This is a genomic window from Streptomyces sp. NPDC048604, from assembly GCF_043199435.1.
In the GTDB taxonomy this organism is placed as follows: Bacteria; Actinomycetota; Actinomycetes; order Streptomycetales; family Streptomycetaceae; genus Streptomyces.
Window position 1 is genome coordinate 502,680 of record NZ_JBICVX010000001.1, and the last position, 20,788, is coordinate 523,467.

Below are 20,788 nucleotides of genomic sequence, written 5' to 3' on the forward strand. Positions count from 1 at the left end.
CTGCCCCGTCGAGTGTCAGCTCGACGGGGCAGAGTGCTGCGCGGGCGACTCCCTGGCGGTGACGAACGACTCCCCCGCCATCCCGGCCGCGAGGGTCGTGCCGTCGTCCGGGTCGATCAGCAGGAACGAACCGGTGCGGCGCGAGTCGGCGTACGAGTCGACCGGCAGCGGCTCGGCGGTGCGGACCTGCACGCGGCCGATGTCGTTGGCGACCAGCTGCCCGGGCCGCGGCCGCAGGGACAGGTCGTCGAGCGCGAGCCGGGACGGGATGTCCTGAACGACCGCCTTGACCGTGCGGGTGCCGTGCTTGAGGAGCACGCGCCGGCCCACGGTCAGCGGCATGTCGGCGACGTGGCAGACGGTGGCCGCGATGTCCCGCGTGGTCGCGGGCGCGTCGCCGCTCGGCACGATCAGGTCGCCGCGCGAGACGTCGAGGTCGTCCTCCAGGAGCACGGTCACCGACTGCGCGCTCCGGGCGACCTCGACGGGTCGGCCCAGCAGGTCGATGCCGGAGATCCGCGAGGTGCGGCCGGACGGCAGCACGGTCACCGCCTCGCCGACCCGGAAGGACCCGGCGGCGATCTGGCCCGCGTAGCCGCGGTAGTCGGGGTGCTCGGCGGTCTGCGGCCTGATCACGTACTGCACGGGCAGCCGGGCGTGCCGGTCGCCCGGGCCGTGACCGGCCGGGACCCGCTCCAGGTGCTCCAGGACGGTCGGGCCGCCGTACCAGCCCATGGTGGCGGACGGTTCCACCACGTTGTCGCCGGCCAGCGCGGAGATCGGGATGGCGGTGACCTCCGGGACGCCCAGCTCGGTGGCGTACGCGGTGAACTCCTCGGCGATCGCGGCGAAGACGGGCTCCGCGTAGTCGACGAGGTCCATCTTGTTCACGGCCAGGACGACGTGCGGGACACGAAGGAGCGCGGCGATCGCGGCGTGCCTGCGGGTCTGCTCGACGACGCCGTTGCGGGCGTCGACCAGGATCACCGTCAGGTCGGCCGTCGACGCTCCGGTGACCATGTTCCGGGTGTACTGGACGTGGCCGGGCGTGTCGGCGAGCACGAACCGGCGTCGCGGCGTGGCGAAGTAGCGGTACGCCACGTCGATGGTGATGCCCTGCTCGCGCTCGGCCCGCAGGCCGTCGGTGAGCAGCGCGAGGTCCGGGCCGTCCTGCCCCCGCGCGGCCGAGGCGCGTTCGACGGCCTCCAGCTGGTCGGCGAGGACCGACTTGGAGTCGTGGAGCAGCCGGCCCACGAGGGTGGACTTGCCGTCGTCGACGGACCCGGCGGTGGCGAAGCGCAGCAGGGTGGTGGCCGCGGGCGTCTCGGCGGTGGTCGTGGTCAGCGTGGTCATCGTCAGAAGTACCCCTCGCGCTTGCGGTCTTCCATGGCCGCCTCGGACAGCTTGTCGTCGGCGCGGGTGGCGCCGCGCTCGGTGAGCCGGGAGGCGGCGATCTCGGCGATGACCTGCTCCAGGGTCGCCGCGTCCGAGTCGACCGCGCCGGTGCAGGACATGTCGCCGACGGTGCGGTAGCGGATCCGCCGGGTCTCGACGTGCTCCCCGTTCCTGGGCCCGCCCCAGTCGCCGGCGGTCAGCCACATGCCGCCCCGCGGGAACACCTCGCGCTCGTGGGCGAAGTAGATCTCCGGCAGCTCGATGCCCTCGCGCCGGATGTACTGCCAGACGTCCAGCTCGGTCCAGTTGGACAGCGGGAACACGCGGACGTGCTCGCCGGGTGCGTGCCGGCCGTTGTACAGGTTCCACAGCTCGGGGCGCTGCCGGCGCGGGTCCCACTGCGAGAACTCGTCCCGCAGCGAGAACACCCGCTCCTTGGCCCGCGCCTTCTCCTCGTCGCGCCGGCCGCCGCCGAACACCGCGTCGAAGCGGTGCTGCTGGATGGCCTCGGTGAGTGGCACGGTCTGCAGCGGGTTGCGGGTGCCGTCCGGGCGTTCCCTGAGGGCCCCGCGGTCGATGTACTCCTGCACGCAGGCGACGTGCAGCCGCAGCCCGTGCCGGGCGACGACGCGGTCGCGGTACTCGATGACCTCGGGGAAGTTGTGCCCGGTGTCGACGTGCAGCAGCGTGAAGGGGATCGCCGCGGGGGCGAAGGCCTTCAGCGCCAGGTGCAGCATGACGATGGAGTCCTTGCCGCCGGAGAACAGGATCACCGGCCGCTCGAACTCACCCGCCACCTCACGGAAGATGTGCACCGCCTCGGACTCCAGCGCGTCCAGGTGCGAGAGGGCGTACGGGGACTCCGTACCCCCCGCCACCGTGGTGACGGTGGTCGTCATGCCAAACCCCTTTCGTTCAGCAACGCGTACAGACAAGCCGCCGACTCCTCCACGGTCCGGTGCTGGGACTCGATGCGCAGATCCGGCGACACGGGCGCCTCGTACGGGTCGTCGACGCCGGTCAGGCCGCTGAGTTCGCCCGCGGCCTGCCGGGCGTACAGCCCCTTCACGTCGCGCACGGAGCACACCTCCACCGGAGTGGCGACGTGCACCTCGACGAACGGCGTGCCCTCGGCGGCGTGCCGTGCGCGGACAGCCGCGCGGCTGTCCGCGTACGGGGCGATGACCGGGACGAGGACCTTCACGCCGTTCGAGGCGAGCAGTTCGGCGACGAAGCCGATCCGCTGCACGTTGGTGTGCCGGTCCTCGCGGCCGAAGCCGAGGCCCGCGGAGAGGAACGTGCGGATCTCGTCGCCGTCGAGCACCTCGACCCGGTGGCCCTCGCCGCGCAGCCGGCCGGCCAGCTCGTACGCGATCGTCGTCTTGCCCGCGCTCGGCAGACCCGTGAGCCAGACGGTGGCGCCGGTCACCCTCAGACCGCCGGGAGCGCCGTGGCCAGGGAATTCGCCGCCTGCAGGCTCAGGTTCAGGCCCGCCGCGGCCGGGTCGTCCGACCAGGGCTGGACGCGCGCGGCGGCGGTGAAGCGGCGCAGTGCGGCCGTGGGCGTGCTGCGCGGGGCCAGCCGGCCCGCTCGCCACGCCTCGCGGAACGCGATGCCGGCGCCCTTGCTGTTGCGGTGCGCGACCCGGAGCGCGGGCACGAAGTACACCTGGCGGTCCGACTCCGCGAGCCGTTCCACGAGTCCGTTGTCGCTGGCGGTGACCACGTCGGGGAAGCCGCCGGCGGTCAGGAACAGCTCGGTCCAGACGGCCGAGTTGCCGCCGGCGAAGAAGGTCACCGGGCTGTACGGCGCGTGCTGCGCGTAGCGCACCTCGTACCGGTACTGCCTGGCCCGCGCGACCACGCTGCTGTCGAACGGCAGGACCCGGCCGGTGATCGCGGCCCGTTCCGGGGTGAGCGCCTCGTCGAGGACGTGGAACCAGTCCGGCAGCGGGCGGGCGTCGTCGTCGAGGAAGGCCAGCACGTCGCCGGTGGCCTCCTTCGCCGCCAGGTTGCGGCTGGCGGCGGCGCCGCGCCGGGTGGCGTTGCGCAGCACCCGGACGGGGAAGGGGTACTCCGCGCCGTCGGTCTGCAGCGGCGTGTCGGACGCGTCGTCGACGAACAGGACCTCGTGGACGACGCCGGTGTCGCAGGCGGCGATCGCGGTCAGCAGGTGGCGGACGTCGCCGGGCCGGTTGCGGGTGGCGACGACCGCGGTGACGCGTTTGCTCGGGCTCTGTGCCGTGCTCACTGCCGTACTCCTCGGGCGGGCTCGTTCGTGGGGTTCGTGGTGGCGTTCATGTCGGCGGCGAAGGGGTCGAGCACCTCGTCGACCTCGTCGAGCAGCTCGCCGAGGGTGGCCTCGGGGGCCCCCGCGCCGGCCGCGGGCGCGGTGGTGATCACGATGCGGGCGGCGGCCTCCGCGGCGAGCCGTACGGCGGTCGCGGTGTCCTCGGCGTACGCCATCACGTAGCCGCAGCGGTCCTCCGACCAGCGCAGTTCGTGCACGGTGTCGCCGGGCTCGACGTCGACGTCGACGTCGACGACGCCCGGCGCGTTCTCGGCGTCCTCTGCGCCGGTCACGGAGGTGACGACGCCGGGCGGGGCGACGAGGTAGCGGATGGCGGCGGCGCCGTCGGCCGGGGCGGCCCGCAGCGGCGCGTCGTCCTCGGCCAGCCGGTAGGTGGTCTCCTCCAGGTCGACGCCGTGGACGAGTCGTACGAGCTCGTTGATGCGGTCGCCGCCGCGGCGGCTGTGCGACTCGACGACGCGCGGTCCGTCGGCGGTGAGGATCAGCTCGGTGTGGGCGGGGCCGTCCACGAGCCCGACCGCGTCGAGGAGGTCCAGGACGATTCGGTGCACGGCGGCGAGCTCGTCGTCCGCGAGGGGGGCGGGGACGACGTGGCCGAGCTCGACCACTCCCCCGCCGGTCTCCTTGCCGGTGACCGCGACGACCGTGTGCCGGCCGCCCGCGGAGAACGTCTCGACGCTCAGCTCCTGTCCGACGAGGAGCTGTTCGACCATGAAGGCGTCCAGGCCGAACTCCTCGCGCCAGGCCCATGCCGCGTCGGTCTCGTCCGGCGAGTGGATGAGGCGCACGCCGATGCTTCCGGAGCCCATGGTCGGCTTGAGCACGGCGGCGCCGTGCGTCTTCACGAAGTCCCGCAGCTCGTCGAGCGTGGGGCGGGTCAGGGTGGCGACCGGGCCCCTGCCGCGCTCGTTGAGCAGTGCGCGGAGTGCGGGCTTGTCGTGCAGCAGGCGGGTGGTGCGCGTGGTGTTGCCGGGCAGGCCCAGGGTCTCGGTGAGATGGCCCGCGACGACCTGGGCCGCCTCGGTCTGGGTGAAGACCCGGGCGATCGGCCGCTGTTCGTGCAGGGCGCGGACGAGGGCCGTGACGGTGGGGACGTCCTGGTAGTCGACGAGGAGCACCTCGGCGCAGTGCTCCACGACCGACGCGTCGAAGGCGGACGGCTTCTGGACGTGCACGAGCTCGTAGCCCAGGGCGGCGGCCTTGCGGACGATGCCGGCCTTGCCGCCGAGGACGAGGACTCGGGGTGCGGACATGGGGGTGGTCACCTCGGCGTGCTGGTGGTGGTCGTGAGGGCGGGGGCGGGCGCGGCGGCCTGTTGCAGCGCCGCCCAGACGGCGGCGGTCTCCGGCGGCAGGAGGTCGTCGGCGTGGGCAGCGGGATTGCGGGAGGCGAGTCCGGCCAGGTACGGGCGCAGGCTCATGCCCGTGAACTCCTCCAGGCGGGCGGTCTCCTCGCCGCGGCACAGCGCCTGGTACTCGATGACGAGGCGCCGTTCCGCCGGCACGCGCGGCGCGAAGTCCAGCCAGTGCGCGTTCCACGCGGTCCACTTGGCGAGGGCCGCGGCCTCGGTGACCGGCACCCAGGGCCGGTCGCCGGTCCACCGCAGCATGGACCGCGCGGCCTCCAGGGGGTGGCGGACGAGCATCACGTACCGCGCGTCGGGCAGGACCTCGCCGAGCCAGGGCAGGTGCAGCAGGTACTCGTTGTACTTGTCGCCCCAGCAGGGCAGGTCCTGGGTGCTCTCGGTGAGGACGCGCCGGGCGAGGGCCGCGAGGTCGTCCCCGGCGGCGCCCTCGGCGACCTCGCGCGCCGCGGTGCGCAGGCTCTGCTCGACGCGGGCCCGCCAGGCGTCGACGCCGGCGCCGTCCGGCGGCCGGCGGTCGAGGGCGTGCAGGATCTCGTCGGTGCGCAGGTGGCGGTCGGTGAGGTCCTGCCGGGACAGCCAGCGGTGCAGCAGGTACGGCACCTTGCCGTTGACGGTGAAGTGGCCGCCGGCGTCGTGGAAGGCCAGGTTCAGGGCGTAGGCGAAGGCGGTGGTGCCGCAGCGCTGGGCGCCGAGAAGGATCAGCGGTGACGTGGTCATGCGAGGTCCTCCACCATCTCGCGCAGCAGCCGCATGCACTGCGAACTGGCCTCGAAGCCGCCGGCGGTGAACTCCTCGCCCCACGGTTCGTCGCGCTGCTCCTGGGTCAGGGGGGCGCGGCCGACCCGCCAGTGGGTCTCCAGGGAGAGCCAGCCGTCGTAGCCGTCGCCGGCGAGCCGGGCGAGGATCGCGGGCCACGGCAGGTCGCCGTCGCCGAGGCGGACGTAGGCGGCCTGCCCGTCGGGGTCCTTCACATGGACGTGCCGGATGCGTTCCCGGCCGAGTTCGTAGTCCTGCGGGAAGGGGGCGGGGTCCCAGCCGCTGAAGACGCTGTTGCCCGGGTCCCACAGGATGCCGAGCCGGTCGTCACCGAGCTCGTCGAGGAACGCGAGGGTGTGGCGCATGGTGGGGCTGTTGGTGCGCATGCCCGTCTCCACGACGAGCGGGACCCGGTCGAAGGGGACGCCGTCCAGGACCTCCTGTGCGGCCTTCGCGGCGGCGCGCGGGTCCGGGTCGCCCTCGCGGTAGAACGTGAAGATGCGGACGAACGGGGCGCCGAGCAGTTCGGCCCGCCGGACCGCGTCGACGACGAGGTCGCGTACGGCGGTGATCTCGGCGCCGGTGCGCGGCAGGGCGCACTTCAGCGCGGGCGGGTCGAAGCCGGCGACGGCGAGGCCGTGGCGGGCGACCGTGTCGCGTACGGCGGTGAGTTCGGCGTCGCTCATCAGGTGCGGGGGCACGCCGCCGGAGGAGCGGATCTCCAGGCCGCCGAAGCCCAGCCGGGCGGTCTGCGCCGCGGCCGCCTCGATGTCCTGGGACAGCTCGTCGTTGATGATGGCGAGTCTCATCGGGGGGTTCTCTCTCGTGAGTGCGAGGCGTCGGGCGCGTACCAGTCGAGGAGGAGCGCGGTGTCCTCGGCGAGGGACGGCGCCTTCGACTCGACGGTGACCGCGCGCAGTTCGCCGGCCGCGGCGAGCACCTCGCGGGTGGCTTCGGCGCAGGAGGCGAGGGGACGGTGCCGGGACGTGCCGGGGGCCGTCCAGTCGAAGCCCTTGACCTGTCCGTGGCTGGTCCAGGGGGCCAGCCGGGCGGCGGCCGCCGCAGGGTCGTCCGTGATGCGGGCGAGGCCCATGGTGTCGAGCAGGATGCCGGTGCCGGCGCGCTCGCACAGGTCGGCGAGTTCGCCGACGGGCGCGTAGCCATGATGGGTCTCGACGAGGACGAGGCGGCTGTCGCCGGTGCGGGCGGACAGCGCGGCGAGCTGGGCGAGCGTCAGCTCGTAGCGTCCGGGGGCTGTGCAGCCCTCGGCCGCGAACACCTTCACGGGCCGGCCCGGCTCCAGCCAGGGCAGCACGGCGCAGCCGTCCGCCGGGTGGGCGGGGTCGCCGAGGACGGTGCCGACTCCGACGAAGCTGACGTCCACGCCCGCGGCCCGCAGCCCGTCCAGGCCGCCCGTGGCCTCCCAGCCGTGGCCCTTCCCGGCGCGTACGTCGACGGTGCTGCCCCCGAGGTCCCGGGTGAGCGCGGCGAGGGCGGCGGCGTCCAGGCCGGGGGCCGAGCCGGAGGAGAGTCCGACCCGGGTGGGCGGTGCGGTCACCCGGCTCACGGGGCCACCGCCAGTCCCTGCGCGACGAACGTCAGGATCTCCGTCACCGGGCGGGCGCCCTCCAAGTGGCAGCGCAGCGGCGGCCGTCCGGTCGCCACGGCCTCGGCCATGTCCTGGTAGACCATGCGCCGCAGTTCAGCGGTGGGCACGGTGGGCAGCGTCTGCTCGGTGTCGCCGATCTGCGTGGTGACCATGCCGTCGGCGACGCAGATTCCGCCGTCGGGGCCGAGGATCTGCAGCCGTTCGCTGCGGACGGCCGACTCGGCGGTGACGGTGAACGCGAGGGTGGCGCCGGCCCGGAACTCGATGTGGCCGGTGACCCGGGAGTCGATGCCGGGGGCGAGCTCCCGGCTGGGCGCGAGCCGTACGGTCTCGGGGTGGCCGAGCAACTGGCAGGCGAGGTCCAGGTAGTGCACGCCGAGGTGGGCGGCGATGCCCCCGAAGGCCTCGGCGGGGTCGCTGCGCCAGCCGGCCCTGCGGTAGTGGGCCGGCGGCCGGAACCGCGACACCTCCAGGACCGCCGTGACGGCGGGGTCGGCCCAGTTCGCGGCGAGGGCGGCGGCGGGCAGCCGCATCCGGTGCTGCAGCATGACCCCGACCGGCCGGCCGGCGCGCTGCGAGGCGGCGCTCACCAGGTCGATCTCGGTCACGGACAGGGCCGGCGGCTTCTCCAGGAGTACGGCCTTGCCCGCCTCCAGGGCCTGGACGGCGAGTTCGGCCCGGCGGCCGGGCGGCAGGCACAGGGACACCAGGCCGATGCGGGGATCGGCGAGGAGGTCCTGCCAGGAGCCGGCCCGGGGCAGACCGGCGACGTCGACCGCCGGGTCCAGTTCGAGCACGGCCAGGATCTCGGCCGCGGGGTGTCCGTCGAGGGCGGCGGCGTGCTGCCGGCCCGCGGCGCCGAAGCCGACGAGGCCCACTCCGATGCTCATCGCGCTCCTCCCGGGACGGCGGCGGTGCGGTCCGCGGTCCAGCCGAGCCGCTCGACGACCGCGAGCGGCACGGGTATCCCGTCGTCGCGGGCCGCCGCCTCGGCGAGCTCCTCCTGCTGTTCGGGCAGGTGGACCCGGGGGGCGCCCTGGGGGTAGCCGGCGGCGACGGCGTTCGACAGGACGGTGAGCAGTTCGTCGACGGGCGGGTCGCCGAAGGCCGACGGGGACAGGGCGAGGAACAGCTGGGAGCAGTCCATGGCCCGGTCGGGTTCGGCGCGCTGCTTGTGCACCAGCGGGCTGACGGTGTGGCCGGCGAGGATGCCGGCGAGGACCTCGGTGATCACGGCGACGCCGAGTCCCTTGTGGCCGCCGAACACCGGGACGGCGCCGCCGCGGTCCAGCTCCTCCGGGTCGGTGGTGGGCCGGCCCTGGCGGTCCACCAGCCAGGTCGCGGGCACGGGCTCGCCGCGGTGGGCGGCGTGCCGGATCTTGCCGCTGGCGACGGTGCCGGTGGCGAAGTCGACGACGAGCGGCCGGTGTTCGCCGCGGGGCACCACCATGCAGACGGCGTCGTTGCCGAGGGTGGGGCGTCCGGCGCCGGGGGCGGCGACGCTCGGTCCGGAGATGTTGAGCACCAGGCCGACGACGTCGTGCCGGACGAAGTGGTCGCGGTAGGCGGCGAGCATCCCGATGTGGTTGTTGCCGCGGACGGCCACGGCGGCGAGTCCGGTCTCCGCGGCTCGCTCGGCGCAGCGCGCGGCGGCGAGCTCGGCGGCGACCTGCCCGAAGCCGCCGCGGGCGTCGAGGACGGCGACGGGCCCGTCCTCGGAGTTCCACGCGGGTTCGGCGGCGGCGTCGATGCCGCCCTGCGCGAGCCGGTCCAGGTACATGGGGAGCAGGCCGACGCCGTGCGAGAAGTGGCCGCGCGCGTCGGCGTCGACGAGTACCCGCGCCACCAGGGTGGCGCGCTCGGCGCCGACCCCGGCATCGACGAGGGAGCCGACGGCCGCGTCGGTGAGCGCCGCCACGGAGAACCGGGCCTCGGGCTCCGCCGCGGCCGGCGGCTTCGGGGGCCGGTTGAGGTGGACGACCCGGTCGGCGGCCGCCGCGATGTCCGGGTCGGTGGTCACCAGGAGCACGCCGCTGCCGCCCCGGGCGGCGGCCTGCGCGGGCGCCGTGTCCGGTGCGCCGGCGGCGGGCCGGGTCGCGTCGACGACCACGACGGGCCGCGGGTCGCCGCCGGGCAGCGGCTGCCCGGCCCGTACGACGCCGACACCCGCCGGCCGGGCGGGGGCGACCCGCCGTGGGCGGCTGCCGCCCACGGTCATGGCCCCGTACTGGGCCCGCCGCCGTCCGTCCAGGACCTGCACCAGGGCGTCGGCCGCCTCCCTGTCGTCGGCGTGGACCGCGACGATCTCGCCGGCGGCCACGCCGACGGTCAGCCCGGCGATCAGGATGCGCTCGGCCCCCTCGGGGCCCTCGGCCACGATCAGGTCCGCCACGCTGAGTGCGGGCGGCCTGCCCGCTGCTTCGGTCATCACTGGCTCCTCTTGGTGCCGTGGTACGGATCGGACGGCGGTGGACCGCCGGTCGGACGGTCAGGAGGCCTGGGGCTCCAGGAACTCCAGCCGGTTGCCGAGCTTGTCGAAGGCGTAGAAGCGGTCGTGGCCGGGGAAGTTGTCGTCCCACGTCACCTCGTGGCCGCACTCCTCCAGGCGCTTGGCGAGGTCGCGCAGCGAGCGGACGAGGATGCCCGGGTGGGCCTTGCGGGCCGGGCTGAAGTCCTGCTCGACGCCGAGGTGGACCTCCAGGCCGCCGCCGCGGAACCAGCAGCCGCCGCGGGCCGCGAGCACCGGGGGCTTCTCCAGCTCGGTCATGCCCATGACCTCGCCCCAGAACTGGCGGCACAGGTCCTCGGCACCGGCCGGGATGGCCAACTGGACGTGGTGGAGGCCGCCGAAGGAGTACTCGGAAGCGGTCCCGGCGGTGTTGTCGGCGGTGTTCTCGGTGGTCATGTGCGTATCTCTCTTTCCTGTGCGTGCTGTTGCGGTCGGTGCGCGGGCGGCTGACGAAGGGTCAGCCGGTGGTGGCGGCGAGCGCCTCGTGGCGTGCGGCCATGCCGTCGCTGCGGACGGTGAAGGACAGCTTCCGCACCCCCTCCTTGGCGCGCTCCAGCGCCTCGTCCGGAGTGCTTCCCACGGCGCAGACGTGCGCCCCGCGCGCGAACGAGCCTGTCACGCCGTCGAGTCGCTTGCCCGGCTCGCGCAACACCTCGACGTCCACGACGCCTTCGAGGCCGCGGGCCTCCTCCTCGCCGGTGACCTCGGTGATCTCGCCGACGGCGTCAGGGCAGGCGTACCAGATGGCGGCGGCGCGCGGCCCGTCCGGCGTGCGCTTCAGGGCGTCCCGTACGTCGTCGAGGACGCTCAGTCCGACGGCCTGGCGGGCGACCACGTCGATCAGGTCCACACCGCTGATCCGCGCCCACAGTTCGGGGATCTCGTCGCCGGCGGGGCGCAGATGGGTCTCCACGACGTGCACCGCGTCGGCGGCGACGATCACCTCGGTGTGGGTGACTCCGCGGCGTACGTCCAGGGCGGTGAGCATGTCCCGGACGGCGGCGGTGATGCGCTCCTCGTCCCCGGCGGCCAGCGGGGCCGGGACGACGTGCCCGACCTCGACGAAGTGGTCGTGCTCGGAGATCTTGCGGGTGACGCCGACGACGAGGTGCTCGCCGTCCTCGCTGACGCTCTCGACGCTGTACTCGTCGCCGGCGAGGAACGGCTCGACGAGCAGTTCGGGCGAGTCGAGGTCGCCGGCCCCGGTGGCGCCCCACTCCAGGGCGCGCTCGATGTCGGCGGGGCCGTCGATGCGGGTCACGCCCTTGCTGGCGACGCCGCGGACGGGCTTGCAGATCAGCGGGTACCCGGCCTTCGACGCGACCTTCAGGATGCCCTCGGCGTCCCGCACGGTCTCGGCCACGACGTCACTGACGCCGGCGGCCGCGAGGACCCGCCGCATCTCGCACTTGTCGGCGACGGCGCGCACGGTCTCGGGGCTGTGCCAGGGCAGGCCGAGGTCGAGGCCGATGGCGGCGGTCTTCTCGGTGTCCTTCTCGGTGAAGTTGGTGAGCCGGTCGACCGGGTCGACGGCGTGCACGAACCGGGCGGCGGCCACCCACTCGTCGACCGACGCGTCCTCCTTCAGCACGATCAGCCGCTGGATCTTCTCCCGGCTGCGCAGCCGGGGCACCACCTCGGGGCGGCAGATGACGGTCGTGCGCAGGCCGGGCCAGGCGTCGCGGGCCCGGTCGGGCAGGTCGCGTCCGCCGCTGACGATCAGCAGGTGCAGCGGGGGCGGGGTGTCGGACATGGTGCTCCTCCGTGAAAGACGGGTGGGGTCGGCGGCTCAGCGGCCGGTCGCGGTGGACACGGCGCCGGGTTCGGCGGCGGCTTCGTCGTCGGCCTCGGGCCGTTCCGGCACGGCGGCCGGCCGGGGCCGGGTGCCCACCCAGCTGAGGGCGGCGGCGAGGGGGAAGCACACGGCGAGGACCAGCCAGCCCGTGGGCCCGGTCCGGGCCAGCAGCCACAGCACCACGGCCGGTCCGGCGATCTCGGCGGCCGAGAAGCCCAGGTTGAAGAAGGCGAGGTAGCGGCCCTGCGCCGCCTCCGGGGAGAGCGCGAAGGAGATCTCCCAGGAGGACGCCGAGTGCAGCAGTTCGGCGACGGTCAGCAGCAGCAGCGCGGCCATCAGGGCCACCGAGGCCCACAGCGGCGTCTTCACCATTCCGCTCGCGGCGAAGGCGCAGCAGGCGAACGTCAGCAGCAGCGCGGACCAGTTGGTGGCGCGTGTCGCGCTCGCCAGGCTGTCGATGTGCCGGGTCACCCGGACCTGGCCGAGCACCGTGATGATCGTGTTGGTGGTGATCAGGACGGTGATCATCCAGATCGGCGAGCGGGTGTGCTCGGCCACCCACAGCGGCAGCACCGTGATGAGTATGGCGTCGTGCAGGAACAGCACGCCGTTGGCGGCCATCGCGGCCGTGAACCGCCAGTCCCGGATCGGGGGGACGACGTCGGCGGCGGCCTTCTCCCCCTCGGCGTCCTTGGAGACGCTGGGGCCCACCTTCGGCAGCATGCTGACGAACACGAAGACGAAGACGAAGCTGATCGCGTTGCCGATGAACAGCCAGCGGAACGCGGCCTCCGAGCCGGTGGTCAGCGAGATGCCGGCGAGCGCGAAGCCGACGGTGAAGCCGAGATTGCGCAGTGACCGGATGAACCCCATGGTGCGGTTGCGTTCCGTGCCGATGATCAGCCGGCCCACCAGGGCCTGGTTCAGCGGCTGGCCGGCCCGGTCCATGACGAACAGCAGACAGGCCGTCACCACGAACTCGGTGAAGCCCTCCACGTTCAGGTAGGCGAGATAGCCGATGGCCCGCCAGATGATGACGACGAGCAGGACGTTGCGCGGTCCGAAGCGGTCCGCGAGCCGGCCCATGGGCACGGTGGTAGCCAGACCGACGAGGCCCGCGATGCCCAGGCCCACGCCGAGCTGTGTCTCCGTCAGTCCCGCGAAGCGGGTGAAGTACAGGGCCGAGCCGGCCAGGAACATGCCGGTGCCGACGGAGCCGACCAGCGCGTTGACCGCGATGATCCGGGATTCCCGGGTGGCGGGCATCGCCCCGAGGATCCGGGTGTGCCAGGAGGTGCTTTCGGTCATCGGTCCTTCCTTCCGGTCCACTGGCCTTGCCAGTGGTCCACCAGCGCGTCCCAGACGTGGGCCGAGCCCTCGGGCAGATAGGTGCGCCGTATCGCGTGCGGGCGCGCGGTCCACGGCTCGGCCGGCGAGCGCACGGTGCCGAAGGCGAGCGCGTCCCCCGGCAGCAGGTCCGGAGCGTCGGGGACGCCTCCGTACGGGTACGCGAACAGCCGCGCCGGCCCCGGTCCGTAGCGGGCCTCGACGTCGGCGAGCGAGCCGAGCGTCTCCTCGCGCACCAGGTCCGCGGGACTGCGGTCGAGGTGCGGGTGGGTGCGGGTGTGCGCGCCGATCAGATGGCCGTCGGCCGCCAGCCGGTCGCACTCCTCGTACGTGAGGTGGTCCTGGCGCGGCTGGTCGCTGCGCCGCCCGAGGAGGCCGGTGCAGACGAAGAACAGCGCCCGTACGCCGAGCCGGTCCAGGATCGGGGCGGCATGGGTCAGGTTGTCGCGGTAGCCGTCGTCGAAGGTGACGAGCACGCTGGGCCGGTCGGGCCGGTGCGGCCCGTCCGCGGCCAGCAGGCCGGACGGCTCGTACGGCGCGAAGTCCTCCAGCACGCGGGTCAGTCCGCGTTCGAAGTCGCCCGGGGTGAGCGCCGTGTAGTGGCGCACATCGGGGTGGACGTGGTGGAAGTAGAGCACCAGCGGCCAGCCCGCGGCACTGCCCGTGGCGGGCTGGTGCTCGTCGGGTATGCCGGTGACGTACGGGGCGGTGGGCGCGGTCATCGGGCGTCTCCGGCGGTGTCGTGGTCGGGGTCCGCCGTGGCGAGGACGGGTTCCGCCGTGGCGAGGACGGCGGTCATGACCTGTTCGACCGCCGCGGCGAGCTCCTCGATCCGCGCGGGGTCGAACCGGCCGGTGGAGTACTTGAGGCTGAGCTCCAGCTGCCCGTCGACGAGGTCGCCCTCGGCCATCAGCAGGTACCGCTCGCGCTGCTGCGGCGAGCGGTGCGCGCCGAAGCTCTCCCCGGCGGGGAGCAGCACCGTCCCGGGCGCCCGCTGTTCGAGGCGCAGCAGGTGGCCACGGAAGTTGAGCCGGACGGCGGGCCGGGGCCGGGCCTGCAGGGCGGCCCGCTCGGCCGCGACGGGCGAGGCGTGGCGGAGCGCGTCGTAGCCGTACCGCCGCTCGGGCAGCCGGGTCAGCTCCTCCAGGGCGGTGCGCAGGGCGGTGAGGCCCTCGCCCTGCCAGCGCAGCACGGCGGGGAAGGTGCTCTGCACGTAGCCGACGGTGCGGGACAGGTCGAGGTCGCCGACGGAGACGTCTCGGCTGTGCGCGTACACGTCCACGCCCTGCACCGGTTCGCCGGTCCACGCGGCGAGGCCGCCCGCGAGGGCGCCGAGCGCGAAGTCGTGCGGGGCGATGCCGTGGGCCGGCAGGACGTGCGTGACCAGCCGGGTCGCCTCCGCGGACAGCCGGAAGCGGTGGGTGCGCAGGCTCGGCAGCCGGTCGTCGCCGTCCCGGTCGGGCCGCAGGTCCGCGAACCCCGGGGTGCGCGCGGCCCAGACGGCGGCGTCCCGGCGGGCCTCGGGGCTGTGCAGCCAGGCGTCCATGGCCGTGCCGATCGCACGCGGCCCGGTCGCGGGCGGCTGTGCGACGGCTTCCTGCGTGAGCAGCGCTTCGAGGTCGTCGACGAGGAGCCCCATGGAGACGCCGTCGAGCACGAAGTGGTGCACGGTCATCAGCAGACGGGCCGTGCCGTCGCCGAGCTCCGCGTACAGCAGGCCGAACACCCGCCCGTCGGCGAGCGACATGGTCCGCTGCGCGGCGGCCAGTTCCGCTTCGAGCCGGGCGGTCTGCTCGTCGAGGGGTACGGCGGTGAGGTCGGCGTACCGGACCGCTCCGGGCCCGTCCGCCTCGGTCAGCGTGACCGTGCCGTCGGCGTGCAGGGCCGTGCGCAGTGCGGGGTGCCGCAGCAGCAGGGCCTGCGCGACGGCGTGCAGCCGGTCCGGGGTCAGCGCGGTCCCGGCGGTGAAGAGCGCGTTGAGGCAGAAGTGGTCCGGCTCGGGCAGTTCCCCGTCGTACAGCCAGCGCTGCTGCGCGGGCAGCAGGCCGAGCGGGCCGGCGGGCTCCTCCCCGGTCGGGGCCACGGGCGCGGACCGTTCCCCGGCTCGGGCGACGGCGGTACGGGCGGTGCGTCCGGTGAGCAGGTCGGCGGGGCGCAGGGGCACGCCCAGGGCGCGCATCCGGGCGCAGACGCGCATCGCCATGAGGGAGTCCCCGCCGCGGGCGAGGAAGTCGTCGTCGGGGCCGAGGCCGGGGTCCTGGAGCAGTCCGCGCAGCAGCCGGACGACGGTGTCGAGCGGCGAGAGCCCGTCGTCGCCGTCCGTGCCGGTGTCATCTCCAGCCGTATCGGCGAACTCCGCGGCGGCCGCGGCCGCGGCGGCGTGCCGGTCGGTCTTGCCGGACGTGGTGAGCGGCAGCCTGTCGAGCACGGCGATGCGGCCGGGCACCAGGTACGCGGGCACCCGCTCGCGCAGGTGGGTGCGGACGGCCTGCGGGTCGGGCCCTTCGGCGGTGCGGGCGAGCGCCGCCGCCAGGACGCGTCCGGCGGGGCCGCCGTCGACGGTGAAGGAGACCGCGGAGGTCACCCCGGGCACGGCGAGCAGATGGCGGTCGACCTCGTCGAGTTCGATGCGGTGGCCGCGTACCTTGACCTGGTTGTCGGCCCGGCCGAGGAACTCCAGGTTGCCGTCCTCGTGGCGCAGCACGAGATCGCCGGTGCGGTACATGCGCGCGGCGGGGTCCTGGGCGAACGGGTCGGGGACGAAGCGCTCCTCGGTGCGCGCCGGGTCGTGCAGGTAGCCGGCGGCGAGCAGCGGGCCCCCGATCCACAGTTCGCCGCTCTCGCCGGGGCCGACCGGCTTCCGGTTGTCGTCGAGCACGTGCAGCAGGCGGTCGCCGACCGGGCCGCCGATGGCCAGCCCGGCCCCGGCGGGCACCGGCGCGCCCGGCGGGAGCACCAGGGCGCTGGCGGTGATCACGGTCTCCGTCGGGCCGTAGCCGTTGACCAGGGTGGTGTGGCCGAGCGGGCCGCGCCGGTGGGCGCGGGCGTCGGCGGCGGCGGCGTTCTCGCTGCCGATGACGACGGTGCGGACGCCGGCGAAGGACGGCCCGGTCGCGCCGTCGAGCTCCGTGCCCAGCATCCGCCAGTAGGCGGTCGGCAGTTGGAGCACGGTGACGTCGAGGGACGCGGCGAGGCCGGCCAGCGACTCGGCGTCGGGGACGCCGCCGTCGTGGAAGGCGAGGGTGCCGCCGGCGGCCAGCGTGGGCCAGATCTCCTCCTGGGCGACGTCGAAGCCGATGCTGGCGAACTGCAGCACCGTGTCGTGCGCGGTCAGTCCGAGGAGGTCCTGCACGGCGGTGACGTGCCCGGCGAGCTGCGGGTGTCCGACCAGGACGCCCTTGGGAGTGCCGGTGGAGCCGGAGGTGTAGACGACGTACGCGGGCTCGCCGGCGTTCGGCCCGGTGCGGCCGGCCTCGCGGGCGGTCGGTCCGGCTCCGGGACCGTCGAAGACCGCGACGGCGCCGGAGTGTTCGAGCAGGTAGCCGCGGCGCTCGTCGGGGGTCGCGGTGTCGATCGGCAGGAACGCGGCGCGGGCCAGCCAGGTCCCGAGCAGGGCGACGATCGCGTCCGGCCCGTTCGGCAGCCGTACGGCGACGACGTCCCCGGGCCGTACGCCGAGCCGTACGAGGTCGCTGGCGGTGTCCTCGGCGCGCTCCCACAGTTCGGCGTAGGTGACGGCGCCGTGGGTGGTGCGCAGCGCGACGGCGGTCGGCGCGGCGGTGACGCGGTTGCGGACGAGCGCGGCGACGGCCGGCAGGTGCGGGTTCACGAGGGCCGGACCTCCGCGGTGGTGGCGGGACCGCAGGTGTCGAGGACGAGCCGTGCCTGCGCGAGGAGTTCGTCCCGGTACACCTCGTGGCGCTGGACGACGACGGTCAGGTCGGCGGCGGCTACGGCCGCCCGCAGGTCGCGGCTCGGGGCGAGCGGCCGGCGGCGTACGGCGAACGCCTCCACGTACGGGTCGTGGAAGGTCACGTCCGCGCCGGCGCCGAGCAGTTCGGCTGCCAGCGGCTCGGCGGGCGAGTGCCGGGTGTCGGCGATGTTCGGCTTGTACGTGACGCCGAGCAGCAGGATCCGCGCGCCGCGCACCGGCACACCGTGCCGGGTCAGGAGCTCGCGGGCGCGGGAGGCGACCCATACGGGCATCGAGTCGTTGACGCGCTGGGCCTGTTCGGCCATCCGGAACGGCACGCCGGCCTGGGTGGCGCGGTGGACGAGGTACAGCGGGTCGACCGGGATGCAGTGGCCGCCGACGCCCGCGCCGGGGCGGAAGGGCGTGAAGCCGAAGGGCTTGGTCGCGGCGGCCTCGATGGTGTCCCAGACGTCGACGTCGAGCCGGTGGCAGATCTGGGCGAACTCGTTGACCAGCGCGAGGTTCACCTGGCGGTAGGTGTTCTCCAGGATCTTCGCGGCCTCGGCCTCGCGCGGGGAGCGGGTGACGTGCACCCGCTCGGTCAGCCTCCCGTAGAACTCGGCGGCGCGGGTTCCGCATTGCGCGGTCAGACCGCCGACGACCTTGGGGGTGTTGTGGAAGCCGAACCGGGTGTTGCCGGGGTCGACGCGCTCCGGGGAGAACGCGAGGCCGAAGTCCCGGCCCGCGACCAGGCCCGACTCCTCGAGGATGTCGCGGATGACGCCCTCGGTGGTGCCGGGGTAGGTGGTCGACTCGATGATGATCAGCTGGCCCGGGGTCAGATGGTGTCGGACGGTCCGTGCGGCGGACAGCAGCGGTTCGAGGTCCGGCACCCCGTGGGCGTCCACCGGGGTGGGCACGCACAGCGCGACGATGCCCGCCTCGCGCAGGAACGCCGGGTCGGTCGTGGCGTCCAGCAGCCCTGCGGTGGCGGTCAGTTCGGCGCCGGTCACGGTGTCGACGGGCGGCCGGCCGATGTTGACCTGGGCCACCAGGAAGTCGCTGAGGTCGAGGCCGCGGGTGCGGTATCCGGCGGCCGCGGCGGCGACGGCGAGCGGGAGTCCGGCGTAGCCGATGCCGACGACGGCGACTTCGACGGTGCGGGACAGGCTCTGCGTACGGTCGCGGGCGGCCGTCTCCGCGTCTTCGGGCGGCGCTGCGGCGATGACGTCCATCTGATGCTCCTGGGCGGGACGGGCTGGCGTGGGGGCGGGAGGGCGCGTCGGCGCGGGGCCCCCTACCACCAGCCGTTGTCGTCGCGCGGGCCGTTGGGCTCGGTGGTGAGGGGCGCGACGGCCGTCCGGGCCTGCGGAGCGCTCGTGGCGTCCGTCTCGGCGGCCGGCCAGGCGCAGGCGAGGGCGAGCAGGAGCGGGGCGGTGCAGGCGGTACAGAGAAAGGCGCGGATGGTCGCAGACATGGCTGTCCCCCGGGATGGATGTCGGTGAGGTGCGCGATGTCGGTCCGGCCTTCGGCGGATGCCGCCCCGGCCGGGCTCGCACTGGAATCCTGCGCGCCCGGCTCCCGCCCGATCAAGCCATCGGAGCGGCGTCGACTCGACATGGCGGACGGGGGCCAACACCCGGCGACGTCTCACGATGCGAGACCGGAGGCAAAGCAAAGGTCAAGCACCCTTGCTTGGTCTGCGGAAACGCAAAGAGGCGGGCCCCCGGACCTTCAGGTTCCGGTGACCCGCCTCGGACGACGGAGGGATGCCTTCCGGCCTCAGCCCAGCAGCCCCGACTCCGCTATCCGCAGCGCCGCCTGAAAACGCGTCTGCGCGCCGAGCCGCTCCATGAGCCCGGAGATGGTCCGGCTGAGCGTGCGCGACGAGATGCCGAGCCGGCGGGCTATCACCTCGTCCTTGACCCCGTCCGCGAGCATCCGCACGATCACCAGCTCCTGGCTGTCGAGCACGAGGTCGACGGTCCCGCAGGTCTGCAGCAGCGGCGAGGGCGTGGCGTTGTACCAGCAGTAGTCGTACAGCGCGTGAAGCGAGCGGACCAGCGTCTTGCCGTGCACCGCGACGGCCCCCTGCCGGCTGTCCTCCGGGTCGATGGGGAGCACCGCGAGGTCGTCGTCGAACAGGATCATGCGCAGCGGCAGATAGTCGGCGGTACGGGCCTCCCGGCCCGGCCGCACCGCGTCCGTCAGGTAGCCGGCCATGAAGGGGACTTCGGCGGTCCGCCGCAGATAGAGCGCCTCGACCCGGATGCCGCGGCTCTCCATCTCCTTGTCCCGCAGCAGCATGTCGTCGATGAGCTCCTCGGGGGGCGGCCCGCCCGGGTGCATCGACCGCATCCGGGAGCGCGCCGCGCTGCCCGCGTCCTCCAGGAACGCGTTCACCAGCGTCGGGTCCGGCAGGATCTGCACCTCGACCGAGTCGCGCCGCTCCTCGGCGAGCCGGCTGTAGTCGCGCACGAGCGTGGAGATGCCCGAGCGGATCTTCGAGACGAGCTGGAGATGGGCGGCGGTCTGCCGCTCCTCGGCCGAGAACAACCGGATCAGGGCCGCCTCGGGGGCCACGGTCACATAGCCGCTGGGCGAGTCGGAGGCCGGTGTCAGCAGCCCGAGCAGACTGAGCTCGTCGCAGAGCTGCTCGGCCTCGGCGCGCGAGCAGCGGGCCTCGGCCGCGATGTCCTCGAGCGACCCCCCGGGGTTCCGGGAGATCAGCCCGTAGATCTCTCTTCGTGCGTCACTGTTCCCCTCCATGACGACGCCCCCCTGTAGCCCGGCCCGGCACCCCTGCGCTCGCGATCTTGGTCCGGACGAATGAACCGGGGGCGCCGCTTGGCGCGGCGCCCCCGGTTCTCACGTTCCCGCAGGTAGAAACGGTTCTGTAGGCGAACCGTCCAGTGGGGCGGGTGGGACTCGAACCCACGGCCGACGGATTATGAGTCCGCTGCTCTAACCGGCTGAGCTACCGCCCCTCCACGGCGTGGCGCGTACATGTGTGCGCGCCGTCTGCCGCAGCATAGCCGCTCATACGATCTCCTGCTCCGGATGCTCGGCCTTGCTCGACCATGAGGACTGCGCCCTGTGGCGCACGGTTCCCGGGGAACGAAAAAAGGACCCCGAAGGGTCCTCTTCCGTTGGCTCCCCCGGCTGGACTCGAACCAGCAACCCTCCGGTTAACAGCCGAATGCTCTGCCAATTGAGCTACAGGGGATCGCGCTCCCCCGACTGGACTCGAACCAGTAACCTGCCGGTTAACAGCCGGCTGCTCTGCCAATTGAGCTACAGGGGATTGCTGCGTTGCACCGAACTCACCCACCTGGGGTGTTCCCGGGCGGCGCTCGCTCGCTGCGACACATACATTAGCGCAAGCAGGGGGGTGCTCCGCCAATCGGTATCCCCCAGGGACGCCCGACGCTCCAGGGAAGGTTCGCAGCCATGCGGTACAAGCTGACGTTCGTCGCGGGACTGGCCCTCGGTTACGTCTTCGGCACCCGGGCCGGACGCGAGCGCTACGAGGAGATGAAGAAGTCCGCACGGGACCTCGCCCAGAACCCTGCGGTGCGCAACGCCTGCGAGACGGCCGCGACCACCGGCCGCCAGTACGCGGGCAGGGCGTACCACGCGGTCGGCGAGAAGGTCGGCGACCGGCTGCCGGCCTCCGTGGCGGGCCGGCTGCGGCCGCAGCGCCGCCGCTCCGACGAGGACCTCGACGACGACTGGGGCACCAGCAACACCTGAGCCGCCGGGCGCGGTGCGAGGTCGGCGGTCCACGC

General features: G+C 73.9%; 19 protein-coding genes and 3 tRNA genes. 1 reads left to right on the plus strand and 21 read right to left on the minus strand.

The features are described from left to right. Positions 1-15 precede the first annotated feature (15 nt). The 21 genes from ACGFMM_RS02470 to ACGFMM_RS02570 all read right to left on the minus strand — a co-directional run bounded on the left by ACGFMM_RS02470 (position 16) and on the right by ACGFMM_RS02570 (position 20,304). On the minus strand, positions 16-1,353 hold the full coding sequence (locus tag ACGFMM_RS02470) for a sulfate adenylyltransferase subunit 1 (protein ID WP_393642356.1): 1,338 nt from the start codon (positions 1,351-1,353) through the stop codon (positions 16-18). Between the two features lie 2 nt (positions 1,354-1,355). Beyond that, positions 1,356-2,294: a sulfate adenylyltransferase subunit CysD gene (cysD, locus tag ACGFMM_RS02475; protein ID WP_393642358.1), complete on the minus strand. Its 939-nt coding sequence runs from the start codon at positions 2,292-2,294 to the stop codon at positions 1,356-1,358. Then, positions 2,291-2,830 carry an adenylyl-sulfate kinase gene (gene cysC / locus ACGFMM_RS02480; protein WP_393642796.1) on the minus strand — a complete coding sequence of 180 codons (540 nt, stop codon included), beginning with the start codon at positions 2,828-2,830 and terminating at the stop codon, positions 2,291-2,293. The genes cysD and cysC overlap by 4 nt, the downstream gene beginning before the upstream one ends. Next, on the minus strand, positions 2,827-3,645 hold the full coding sequence (locus tag ACGFMM_RS02485; protein ID WP_393642360.1) for a glycosyltransferase family 2 protein: 819 nt from the start codon (positions 3,643-3,645) through the stop codon (positions 2,827-2,829). The genes cysC and ACGFMM_RS02485 overlap by 4 nt, the downstream gene beginning before the upstream one ends. After that, a complete protein-coding gene (locus tag ACGFMM_RS02490) occupies positions 3,642-4,958 on the minus strand; it encodes an ATP-grasp domain-containing protein (RefSeq protein WP_393642361.1) in 1,317 nt (438 codons plus the stop codon). The genes ACGFMM_RS02485 and ACGFMM_RS02490 overlap by 4 nt, the downstream gene beginning before the upstream one ends. Positions 4,959-4,966: 8 nt before the next feature. Then, positions 4,967-5,788, minus strand: coding sequence for a sulfotransferase (locus ACGFMM_RS02495; RefSeq protein ID WP_393642363.1), 822 nt, complete (start codon positions 5,786-5,788; stop codon positions 4,967-4,969). Continuing rightward, complete coding sequence (locus ACGFMM_RS02500; RefSeq protein WP_393642365.1) at positions 5,785-6,636, minus strand: sugar phosphate isomerase/epimerase family protein; 852 nt, start codon at positions 6,634-6,636, stop codon at positions 5,785-5,787. Before ACGFMM_RS02500 ends, ACGFMM_RS02495 begins: the two co-directional genes overlap by 4 nt. Continuing rightward, the gene (locus ACGFMM_RS02505) at positions 6,633-7,385 is read right to left on the minus strand and encodes a hypothetical protein (protein ID WP_393642366.1); all 753 of its coding nucleotides are present in this window, start codon (positions 7,383-7,385) and stop codon (positions 6,633-6,635) included. The genes ACGFMM_RS02500 and ACGFMM_RS02505 overlap by 4 nt, the downstream gene beginning before the upstream one ends. A gap of 5 nt (positions 7,386-7,390) precedes the next feature. Continuing rightward, a complete protein-coding gene (locus ACGFMM_RS02510) occupies positions 7,391-8,326 on the minus strand; it encodes a Gfo/Idh/MocA family protein (RefSeq protein WP_393642367.1) in 936 nt (311 codons plus the stop codon). Next, the gene (locus ACGFMM_RS02515; RefSeq protein ID WP_393642368.1) at positions 8,323-9,864 is read right to left on the minus strand and encodes an Ldh family oxidoreductase; all 1,542 of its coding nucleotides are present in this window, start codon (positions 9,862-9,864) and stop codon (positions 8,323-8,325) included. The genes ACGFMM_RS02510 and ACGFMM_RS02515 overlap by 4 nt, the downstream gene beginning before the upstream one ends. A 60-nt stretch (positions 9,865-9,924) precedes the next feature. Next, positions 9,925-10,341 carry a glyoxalase gene (locus ACGFMM_RS02520; RefSeq protein ID WP_393642369.1) on the minus strand — a complete coding sequence of 139 codons (417 nt, stop codon included), beginning with the start codon at positions 10,339-10,341 and terminating at the stop codon, positions 9,925-9,927. 61 nt (positions 10,342-10,402) lie between these two features. Next, positions 10,403-11,698, minus strand: coding sequence for an ATP-grasp domain-containing protein (locus ACGFMM_RS02525; protein ID WP_393642371.1), 1,296 nt, complete (start codon positions 11,696-11,698; stop codon positions 10,403-10,405). A 36-nt stretch (positions 11,699-11,734) separates the two neighbouring features. Next, positions 11,735-13,048: an MFS transporter gene (locus ACGFMM_RS02530; protein WP_393642372.1), complete on the minus strand. Its 1,314-nt coding sequence runs from the start codon at positions 13,046-13,048 to the stop codon at positions 11,735-11,737. Beyond that, positions 13,045-13,809, minus strand: coding sequence for a polysaccharide deacetylase family protein (locus tag ACGFMM_RS02535; protein ID WP_393642374.1), 765 nt, complete (start codon positions 13,807-13,809; stop codon positions 13,045-13,047). The genes ACGFMM_RS02530 and ACGFMM_RS02535 overlap by 4 nt, the downstream gene beginning before the upstream one ends. Further along, positions 13,806-16,916, minus strand: a complete 3,111-nt coding sequence (locus ACGFMM_RS02540; RefSeq protein ID WP_393642376.1) for an amino acid adenylation domain-containing protein — start codon at positions 16,914-16,916, stop codon at positions 13,806-13,808. Before ACGFMM_RS02540 ends, ACGFMM_RS02535 begins: the two co-directional genes overlap by 4 nt. Next, positions 16,913-18,235, minus strand: a complete 1,323-nt coding sequence (locus tag ACGFMM_RS02545) for a nucleotide sugar dehydrogenase (RefSeq protein ID WP_393642377.1) — start codon at positions 18,233-18,235, stop codon at positions 16,913-16,915. Before ACGFMM_RS02545 ends, ACGFMM_RS02540 begins: the two co-directional genes overlap by 4 nt. 62 nt (positions 18,236-18,297) lie before the next feature. Further along, a complete protein-coding gene (locus ACGFMM_RS02550) occupies positions 18,298-18,477 on the minus strand; it encodes a hypothetical protein (RefSeq protein ID WP_393642379.1) in 180 nt (59 codons plus the stop codon). 305 nt (positions 18,478-18,782) lie between these two features. Continuing rightward, on the minus strand, positions 18,783-19,769 hold the full coding sequence (locus ACGFMM_RS02555) for a LuxR C-terminal-related transcriptional regulator (RefSeq protein ID WP_393642381.1): 987 nt from the start codon (positions 19,767-19,769) through the stop codon (positions 18,783-18,785). Positions 19,770-19,913: 144 nt separating this feature from the next. Further along, a tRNA-Ile gene (locus ACGFMM_RS02560) sits at positions 19,914-19,987 on the minus strand. A gap of 163 nt (positions 19,988-20,150) precedes the next feature. After that, positions 20,151-20,226, minus strand: a tRNA-Asn gene (locus ACGFMM_RS02565). Positions 20,227-20,231: 5 nt separating this feature from the next. Then, positions 20,232-20,304 (minus strand) — tRNA-Asn (locus ACGFMM_RS02570). 146 nt (positions 20,305-20,450) lie between these two features. Between ACGFMM_RS02570 and ACGFMM_RS02575 the strand changes: the two genes are divergently transcribed. Then, the gene (locus ACGFMM_RS02575; RefSeq protein ID WP_393642382.1) at positions 20,451-20,753 is read left to right on the plus strand and encodes a YtxH domain-containing protein; all 303 of its coding nucleotides are present in this window, start codon (positions 20,451-20,453) and stop codon (positions 20,751-20,753) included. Positions 20,754-20,788 lie beyond the last annotated feature (35 nt).